General features: G+C 76.4%; 5 protein-coding genes and 1 pseudogene. 1 reads left to right on the top strand and 5 read right to left on the bottom strand.

Features of this window, described 5'->3' with window-relative positions; all coding sequences use genetic code 11:
- The 5 genes from ACWEO5_RS37385 to ACWEO5_RS37365 form a co-directional block, all read right to left on the bottom strand.
- The coding region (locus ACWEO5_RS37385) for a Clp protease N-terminal domain-containing protein (protein ID WP_452166539.1) at positions 1–389 on the bottom strand (389 nt) is incomplete at its 3' end.
- Between the two features lie 47 nt (positions 390–436).
- On the bottom strand, positions 437–1,015 hold the full coding sequence (locus tag ACWEO5_RS37380) for an EF-hand domain-containing protein (RefSeq protein WP_452166538.1): 579 nt from the start codon (positions 1,013–1,015) through the stop codon (positions 437–439).
- 92 nt (positions 1,016–1,107) lie between these two features.
- A complete protein-coding gene (locus ACWEO5_RS37375) occupies positions 1,108–5,865 on the bottom strand; it encodes a P-loop NTPase (protein WP_452166537.1) in 4,758 nt (1,585 codons plus the stop codon).
- 41 nt (positions 5,866–5,906) lie between these two features.
- Positions 5,907–6,242 carry a trypco2 family protein gene (locus ACWEO5_RS37370; protein WP_452166536.1) on the bottom strand — a complete coding sequence of 112 codons (336 nt, stop codon included), beginning with the start codon at positions 6,240–6,242 and terminating at the stop codon, positions 5,907–5,909.
- Between the two features lie 107 nt (positions 6,243–6,349).
- A complete protein-coding gene (locus ACWEO5_RS37365) occupies positions 6,350–7,030 on the bottom strand; it encodes a lytic transglycosylase domain-containing protein (protein ID WP_452166535.1) in 681 nt (226 codons plus the stop codon).
- A 280-nt stretch (positions 7,031–7,310) separates the two neighbouring features.
- Here ACWEO5_RS37365 and ACWEO5_RS37360 point away from each other — a divergent pair.
- Positions 7,311–7,575: pseudogene (locus ACWEO5_RS37360) on the top strand (hypothetical protein); the annotation flags it as partial.

Here is a 7,575-nt window from a genome sequence, read left to right as displayed (position 1 = left end):
CGCCGCGTCGTCAGGCCCAGCGCGTGCAGCGCCAGGCGGCCGGGGCCGACCGGCTCGCAGTCCAGGACGGCCAGCGGCAGGCGCGCCGCCAGCGGGCCCGGTCCGTCGTCGGCCAGCCGCCGGTGGACCTCGCCCGCGTACCGGGAGAACGGGGGGAACTCGCCCGCCGGGACGGGGAAGCGCGGCCAGGCGTACGACACCAGGGCCTGCTCGACCGCTTCCGCCAGGGCGTCGGGCGTGACGCCGGGCAGCGGTTCGGGCAGGGCCAGCAGCAGGTGCCCGGTGGTGACCTCGTTGTGGCCCCGGGCCACCGCCAGGGCGCATGCCGCGTCCAGCAGGTCGTCCAACGCCTCGGCTTCGTCGGTCAGTTGGGGAGTGCGTTCCGTCATGCCGGTCAGGCTCCCCCGGGCGCGGCCGCCCGGTCAACCGGACCAGGTCAGAGCGTGGTCGGGGCCGGGTCGCCCTGCGGGCTGCCGGTCCACCAGTTGCCCGGGGCGGCGGGGTCGCGGCTGGTCCAGTACTCGATGATCGCGCTCTCGAACTCCCCGGCGGACAGCGTGCCGTCGCCGTCCCGGTCCAGGTGCGCGAAAGCCGTGTCCGCGTCACTGCGGCGCAGCTGCGGGAAGTGGCCGCGCTGGAAGGCGAAGAACTCGTCCGCGTCGACCAGGCCGTTGCCGTCCGCGTCCGCCACCGCGAGGAAGGCCCGGGCCAGCGCCCCGAGCGTGGCCGCCGCGGCCGCCGGGTCGTCGGCCAGCGAGGCGGTGGACGCCAGGAACTCCGCCCGGTCCATCGCCTCCGCCCCGGCCGGCAGGTGCGGCAGGTGCAGCTCCCGCCAGATCGCCACGTACGCCCCGACGATCCGCTCTTCCTGCGCCGACCCGGCCGGGTGCCCCAGCGACCTCGCCACCGACTGCCCCATCAGGACGTGGTCCTGCTCGGTGAGCCGCCCGTCCCCGTCGGCGTCCAGGTGGTCGAAGCCGTGACTGATCTTCGCGATGAGCAGGTCGTCGGACACGATTACCCTCCGGTGGGCGAGAACTGACGGAGCGTCATCCTATCCGCCGACCCCGGCCCGCCCGCGGCAGGGGGCGTACCGGGGCGCCGCCGTCACCCGGCGGGCCACCGGTCGGCGTCCTCCACCTCCGCGCGCAGCGCGTGCGCCCGGCGCAGCGCGTACGCGAAGAGCGCGGGGCTCGTCTTCGCCATCGACTCCAACCGGACGACGGCCTCCCCGGCGCAGGCGGCGGCCTCCGCCCGCCCGCTGCCGGTCAGCAGCCCGCTCCGGGCCCGGCCGAGCAGGGCCGTCACGAGGGCGATCCGGTGGTCGTCGCTCTCCGGGGGGTCGAGCCGCCGGGCGGCGGCCAGCGCCTCCGCCGTGTCGGCGAGCGCCTGCTCGGCCAGCCCCTCCTGGGCCCGGGCGACCCCGAGCGCGGCCAGTGCGCCGACGGCCTGGGCGGCACGCGCGGCCGCCTCCACCGCCGGCAGGCCCCGGTAGATCCGCACGGCCCGTTCGGCGTCCGCGACCGCTCCCGGGTGGGGCGGTTCGCACTCCGTGCGCACCTGGGCCCGGGAGCCGAAGGTGTCCGCGACGATGCCCTCGTACGCCTCCACCCCCAGGCCCTCGATCGCCCGGGCGGCGGCCACGGCCCGGTCCAGGTGCGCCAGCGCCGCCTCCGCCCCGTCCACCTCGACCGACAGCGAACCGAGCAGGCCCAGCGACAGGGCCATCCCGGCGCCGCGGGCCGGATGCGCCGCGGGCATCCGCTCGAACGACTCGGCGACCCCGTGGAGCAGCGCCAGCGCGCGGGCGGACTCCCCGGCCGCCCACAACGCGTTGGCGTGCGAGAGCGCGGTGAGGGCCGGGGAAGGCATCCGGGCGTCCCGCTCGGCTGGCGGCAGGGTCTCCCACAGCGCGACCGCCTCCGCCACGTGGTCGGCGGCCTCCGAACGCCGGCCCAGCCGGGTCAGCAGGTCGCCGGCGCCGGACAGGGCGGAGGCGAGGCCGGCCCGGTGCTCGTCGGTCGGCTGCCGCTCCAACTGGAGGCGGCGCAACCGCACTGCTTCGACGGTGGGTTCGAGGGCCTCGGCGTGCTTGCCCGCAGAGGTGAGCTGGGTGCGGAACAGGTCGAGGGACTCCAACAGGCCGTCCCGGTGGCGCTCGGGGTCGATCCGCTCCAGCGCGCGCCGCGCGTCCACCACCAGCCGCAGTGCCGCATGCGCGGCCTCGTGCCGACGGGCCAGGCCCAGGACGGCGGCGAGGACGCCCAGCAGGCCGGCCGACTCCGGCTGGGCCGCGGTCGGGGCGGCGGCCGCGACCGCGACCTCGGCGGCATCCGCCGCCTCCTCCAGCCGGCCCAGCCGGTGCAGGCACAGGGCCCGGGTGGTGACCAGCCGGGCGAACAGCGGATCGAACGAGTCGGGCTGCGCCTCGGCGAGGGCCCTGCCCAGCGCCACGCCCTGCTCGGCCGCCCGCAGCGCCTCGACGTCGCGGCCGGCGCCGCGGTGCGCCGACGCGACGTTGTTCAAGCAGCGGGCGAAGTCCGCCTGGACACCGGCCGGCCGTGGCTCGGGGACGGACCGGTACAGCAGGACGGCCTGTTGCAGCAGGGCGAGTCCCTCCGCGCCCCGGCCGACGTCGTCGAGCCGCAGGGCCAGGGTGTTCAGGGCCATCGCGTGGTCGGCGGCGAACGCCTCGGGGTGGGCCCGGTGCAGCTCCGCGTAGAGGACGACGGCCCGCTCCGCGGCCTCGACCGCCTGCTCGGCCGCTCCCGCGTCGCCGAGTTCGTTGGACCAGGTGTTGAGGGTCATCGCCAAGGGTTCGCGGTACGTCTCGGGCTGTTCCTGCGCCAGCTCCTCGTAGTGCTCGACGGCCTCCTGGACGGTGGCGAGGGCCTCGCGGCCGAGACCGGCCCGACTCAGTTCGATGGACAGCGAGTTGAGGCTCCGGGCCAGCTCACCCCGGTAGGCGGCCGGCCGGCCCTCGGCGAGTCGGCGCCGCAGGGCGACCGCCTCCCGGAACACCTCCAGCGCCTCGGCCGGGTGGCCCGTGTCGCCGAGGCAGTTCGCCAGGGTGCCGAGCGCCTTCGCCAGCAGGGGCAGGTGGGCGTCCGGCCGCCGCCCGGCCAGCGGGCGCAGCAGCGCGACGGCCTCCCGGCTGCTGCGCAGGCACTCCTCGCCCCGGCCCCGGTCGCGCTGGCTCAGGGCGAGGTTGTTCAGCGCGAGGGCCAACTCGGCCACGGCCGCTTCGGCGCCGTCCGCCGCCTGCTGCCGTCGGCGCTCGACCACGGCCGTCCAGTCCGCCAGCGCGCGGGCGAGGTCACCGAGGTTGCCGTGGGCGGTGGCGCGGGTGCCCAGGGCGGTCAGCAGGTGCTCGGGCCGGTCCAGCCCGCCGTGCCGTTCGAGCAGTTCGAAGCACTGGACGGCGAGGTCGGCCGGGAGGAGGGCCCGATCCCACTGCCCCAGCCAGGTGTGGAAGGCCGCCTGGTTGTTGAGGCAGCCCGCCAGCGATCTCCGCAAGGCGATCCCGTGCGGCGTCCCGGGGCCGTGCAGGGCCGTGGCGGCGGTCAGCGCCTGGACGGCGTCACTCACCGTCGACAGGGCTTTGGCGTACTCCCCGACCTCGGCGTACCGCTTGGACAGCTCGCGCTGCGTCCGGGTGCGGGCCAGGAGCTCCTCGGGGGAGCGGAGGTCGTTTCCGCCGGCCACCCGCAGGGTCCGTTCGAGCAGGCGCACGGCCCAGGGGCCGAGGTTGTACGAGGAGTCGGGCAGCGCCTCGGCCCAGGAGGCGAGCCGGTCGGGGTCGGCCAGCGGGGAGTCGAGCAGTTGGAGCAGGGCGTCGGTCAGCGGCGCCGCCTCCTCGACGTGGGTGGCGGCGGCGATCGCGGGCAGGGCCAGGACGTCGGGCGAGGCGACGCACAACTCGGTGACCCGGGGGGCGAGTTCGGCGCGCAGCGGGCGGTGCTGCGCGGCCCGGGTCAGCACGGTCAGCAGCCGCTCGGCGTCGCCGGGGGCCAGGTCGGCGCTCAGCGCGGGGAGCAGGTAGGGCCGTCCCAGCACCCGTTTTCCGGCGAAGCGCTCGGCGATCCGGTCGGGCTGGACGGCCCCCCACGGGCCGGTCGCCGCCCCGGCGGGAGGGTAGGCGGCGGCGAGGCACTCTTCCACGATGCCGCGCCGGGCCTCGTCCGAGAGCCCCCGGACCCGGCGCAGCACGGAGTCCGCCCGTGCGTAGTCGCCGGTGTCCAGCAGGACGGTGGCGGCGAGGGCGTCCCGGAACGCCTCCGCGATCACTTTCGCCTCCGGACCGGCGCCGCCGCCCCCGTTGCTCGCCAGGATCCCGTTCCAGTGGCGCTCCTCGTGCGCGAGCAGGCGCGTCTCCGCGTCGTCGGGGTTCTCGGCGTGGACGGTCAGCCCGCTGCGGGAAGGCTTCGGGGCCGGCGGCAGCGGATCGCCCGCGTCCAGCAGGTCGGCCAGCGCGGTCATGTGCAGGGTCAGCGGGTTGGCGTAGCGGGCGTCCCCCAGCTCGCGCGGCGGCAGCGCGGCCGCCACCGCGGCCCAGTCGACGTGCCCGCGGCCGGGCAGCGGGCGCAACTGCCCGGCGAAGGCGCCCGCGGCCCGCCGGTACAGCGCCAGCCGCTCCCCGGCGTCCGCCGCCAGCGGGGACAGTGCGACCCGGGCGGCCCGCCCCAGGGCCTCCGCCACCGCCTCGCCGCGCGCCTTGGCCCGGTCGCGCCACTCGCCGTCGGTCCGGGCGATCAGCACGACCTTGAACGGGAGGTCGCGGTCGGGGACCGACTCGATCAGCTTCGCCAGCTGGCCGATCCGCTGCTCCGCGTAGTCGAGCACCACCAGGACCCGGCGGTGGGTCTCGCCCAGGGGAGCCAGGTCCGGGCCGTCCTCCCCGGGCGCCCCGGACGCCGCCCACACCGCCGTCCACTTGCCGTGCGCGGGACCGGAGGTCAGCCGTTCGGCCAGTTCGCGCACCAGCCGGGTCTTGCCCTGACCACCGGGCCCGTGCACCAGCAGCGCGGCCACACCGGGTCGGACGCACCAGTCGACCAGGTCCTCCAGCAGTTCCCCGCGGCCGTGGAACGGGACCACCTCCCGCTCCGGGCGCAGCAGCGCGGCCGGAGAGGTGCCGGAGCGGTTCCGATCGGTGGACTCGGGATCGGTCAGCGGGACGAACTCCACGGGTTCCAGCCGCAGCGAGTCGGCCCCGTACCGCTCCAGGGCCGCGCGGAACGCGTCGCCCGCCTTCGCGTGGAAGAGGTAGTAGGCCGGTACGGCTCCGATCGCGGAGTGCTCGTGGAAGGCGGCCTCGCTCGCGACCACGCCGACCAGCAAGCCGTCGGACAGCAGTGCGGCCCCGGAGAGGCCGGCCCAGGGCAGGCCCCCGCCCGGCCAGTCCGAAGGGACCTCGGTGACGTCGAGCACGTAGCGGTTGCCGACGGAGGAGTTGCCGGGATTGACCGACCCCGTCAGGTGGGAGGTCTCCACGAAGCCCTTGGGCGCCCCGACCGACCGGCCGTCCCGGGAACCCGTGTACTGGGCCACCTCGGGAACGCCCATCACCTCGCAGCGCTGCCCCGTCCGCAGGGTGACGAACTCGCCCCAGCGGACGCCCGGCGAGGCGGGCGGGCTCCACCCGTCGTCGTCGACGTGCAGCAGCGCGGCGTCGTCGCGCCCGCCCGGGCTTCCCCGCCACACCACGGTCGCCCGGAAGTTCCGGCCGGTGCCGGGACGGTTCAGCGACACCGTCGCCGCGGTGCCCACGACGTGTGCGGACGTCAGTACCAGCCCGGGGCCGACCAGGTAGCCGGAACCCCGGACGCCCAGCCGGTCGACGGTCACCACGCGGTCCCGCAGCACGCTTCCCCCCCTGCGCTCCAGTGCCCCGGTCCGGTCGCGTCTCAGTTCTGGTAGTGGTCGTCGAGGTCCTCCGGCGGGCGCGTGCCGTCGCCCTCGCTGGAGATCAGGAAGTCCGCCCGGCCGGCCTGCCGGGGCGTCAGGGTGAAGGAGATCCGGTGGGTCCTCCCGCGCGAAACGCTTCCCCCGGCCTCCGCGGACAGCGCCCAGACCTTGAACTTCCCGCCGGCCTTCGCGTCCGCCCGGAGCTCGACCTCGAACGTCATCTCGATCGGACCGACCTCGAACAGCAGCTCCTGCCCGGTCCCGAGTCGCTGGGCCTTCAGCAGTTCGTTCCGCACGGCGGCCACGGCGTCCGCCAGTTCGATGTCCAACGTCATTCTCCCCTGGTCGAGTTGACGACTCGATGGTCACCCTAGGGGGAGCGCGCGGGGCCGGCCGGGCGGATCCGTGAAGTGGGTCATTCCGATTTCGAAACGCCCGGGGCTCAGTGGCCGGCCAGCGCGTCCGCGGACTTCGACCAGTTGTCGTGCAGCTTGGCGAGGTAGGCGCTGGCCTCGGGACCGGGCTTGGTGCCGCGGGCGAAGGCGAGCATGTTGCCCGCGCCGGTGTTGTAGCCCAGCGCCATCAGCTCGTCGCGGGACAGCGAGGTGGCGGGGTGGGCCGGCAGTTGGGCGCCCAGGTCGTGCAGGTGCCAGGCGGCGGCGCGGACGGCGAGCCCCGGGTCGTCGGGCAGGTCCTCCCAGGGGCGGTCGGCGAAGGGGCGGTTCCGGCGGGTCTCGTCGTAGGCGGCGCGGTGCATGTTGGCCACGCCGAACGAGGCGTCGGGCTTCATCTTCTGCCAGGCGCGCTCGACGTCCGGGCCGTGCGGCTTGTACGCCTCGTTGAACAGGATCGCCATCACCAGCTGCGGGTTCACCCCGGCCTCGGCCGCGTACTGCTCCACCTGGGCGGCGAAGCGCGGCGGCGAGTAGTCGCCCAGCTGCCCGGTGGCGGCGGGCGAGGGCGAACCGGCGGGGGAGGAGCCCGGGCCGGCGGCGGTGGCGGAGCTCGCGGCCGGGGCGGCGGCCGGCGGCGGGACGGGGTCGCCGCCGCGCTCGTAGGCCCAGATCCCCAGGACGGCCAGGGCCAGGACCAGCCACGGCCACTTCGCGCCGCGTTCCGCCACCGGTGGCTCCTTCCGTCCGTCGGATCGTGCGCGCCGCCGCGGATTCCGTGCCACCGGGCGACCGGTGGCCGTGTCCTGGCGCCGGGCTGTCGCGTTCTGCCAGGTGTCGCCCGGTGCCGGGCGGCACCTGGGGGCGAGCTTACGTACCCGGAGCGGATTTGTATGCTTCGCCCGAACCTCTACAGCGATGTAGAGGAACCGGGAGGCGCCCGCCCGGCGTCTGACAGCCCGGAACGGTCGGACGCCGCAGGCACGGCGCGGCAGTGGACGAGAGGTGTCGATGACGGGGAGAAGGACGGCGGGCGCGCGCGACGACGCGCCGCTGTGGCGGGACGAGCGGGACGAGCGGAACGAGCCGGGCGGGCGGGACGAGCAGGACCGGCCGGACGCACGGGACCGGCGGGACGCCCAGGGCCCCCGGCCGGGCGGGCGGGCCGGTGGCGGCACCGGAAGCGCCCGCCCCGGCCACCCCGTCCCCGCGCAGCGCGGCCCGCACCGGGACGAGCGGCGCACCCCCGGCCCCGACGGCGGACCGGCCCGGCGGG

The sequence above is a fragment of the Kitasatospora sp. NPDC004272 genome, from assembly GCF_053603035.1.
Note: the sequence above shows the minus strand (reverse complement) of the source record. Positions and strands in the feature narration are given on the sequence as shown.

Bases quoted from the DNA above. Each gene is read 5' to 3' on its own strand.
- ACWEO5_RS37370 (WP_452166536.1), bottom strand. From the start codon at position 6,242: ATGACGTTGGACATCGAACTGGCGGACGCCGTGGCCGCCGTGCGGAAC.